General features: G+C 70.1%; 1 protein-coding gene. It reads right to left on the bottom strand.

Going from position 1 to position 1,416, the window contains the following annotated elements; translation table 11 throughout:
- A partial coding sequence (gene miaB / locus ACIHAX_RS37770) for a tRNA (N6-isopentenyl adenosine(37)-C2)-methylthiotransferase MiaB (protein WP_397282460.1) occupies positions 1–1,416 on the bottom strand: 1,416 nt, incomplete at both ends.

The following is a 1,416-nucleotide window of genomic DNA, read 5'->3' as shown; positions in this document are numbered from 1 at the left end:
CCGACGCCGATCGGCGCGGTCTTCGGGGTGACGCCGCGCTCGTGCGCGTCACCGGCGCGGGTACGGCGGTGGGTCTTGATCGCGGCATCGGCGACCAAGTGGTGCGGCGCCGCGGCGGTGATGTCCACCGTGATCAGATCGCCGGGGCGGATCGGCTCGGCCGTGCCGCCCGGGCGGAAGTGCACCAGCCTGCCGTCGCGGGCGCGGCCGCTCATGCGCGCGGTGGCGGCGTTCTTCTTGCCCGCGCCCTCGGCTACCAGCAATTCCACCTCGGTGCCGACCAGCTCTCGATTGGCCGCCAAGGAGATCTCCTCCTGCAACGCGATGAGCCGGTCGTAGCGCTCCTGGACCACGGCCTTGGGCAGCTGATCGGGCATGTCGGCGGCGGGCGTACCGGGCCGCTTGGAGTACTGGAAGGTGAACGCGCTGGTGAAACGCGCCTGCCGGACCACGTCCAGGGTCTCCTGGAAATCCTCCTCGGTCTCGCCGGGGAAGCCGACGATGATGTCGGTGGTGATCGCGGCGTGCGGCATCGCGGCGCGCACCTTGTCGATGATGCCGAGGTAGCGCGCCTTGCGGTAGGAGCGGCGCATCGCCTTGAGCACCCGGTCCGAACCCGACTGCAGCGGCATGTGCAGCTGCGGGCAGATGTTCGGGGTCTCGGCCATGGCCTCGATCACGTCGTCGGTGAACTCCGCCGGGTGCGGCGAGGTGAACCGGACCCGCTCCAAGCCGTCGATGTGTCCGCACGCGCGCAGCAGCTTGGCGAACGCGCCGCGGTCGCGGGGTTCGTCCGGGTCGGCGAACGAGGCGCCGTAGGAGTTCACGTTCTGGCCGAGCAGCGTCACCTCGAGCACGCCCTGATCCACCAGCGCCCGCACCTCGGCGAGCACGTCACCGGGGCGGCGGTCGACCTCCTTGCCGCGCAGCGACGGCACGATGCAGAAGGTGCAGGTGTTGTTGCAGCCGACCGAGATGGAAACCCAGCCCGCGTAGGCGGATTCGCGCTTGGCGGGCAGGGTGGACGGGAACGCCTCCAGCGACTCCAGGATCTCCACCTGGGCTTCCCTGTTGTGCCGCGCCCGCTCCAGCAGCACCGGCAGCGAACCGATGTTGTGGGTGCCGAAGACCACGTCCACCCACGGCGCCTTGCGCACCACGACGTCGCGGTCCTTCTGCGCCAGGCAGCCGCCCACGGCGATCTGCATGCCCGGATGGCCCGCCTTGATCGGCGCGAGGTGGCCGAGCGTGCCGTAGAGCTTGTTGTCGGCGTTCTCGCGCACCGCGCAGGTGTTGAAGACGACGAGGTCGGCCGTCGCGCCGGGCGCGGCCTTCACGTAGCCCGCGTCCTCCAGCAAACCCGACAAGCGTTCGGAATCGTGCACGTTCATCTGGCAACCGAAGGTGCGGACCTCG

It is taken from the genome of Nocardia sp. NPDC051929, assembly GCF_044548645.1.
Classification (GTDB): domain Bacteria; phylum Actinomycetota; class Actinomycetes; order Mycobacteriales; family Mycobacteriaceae; genus Nocardia; species Nocardia sichangensis.
This window is presented reverse-complemented; position numbering and strand designations above follow the sequence as displayed.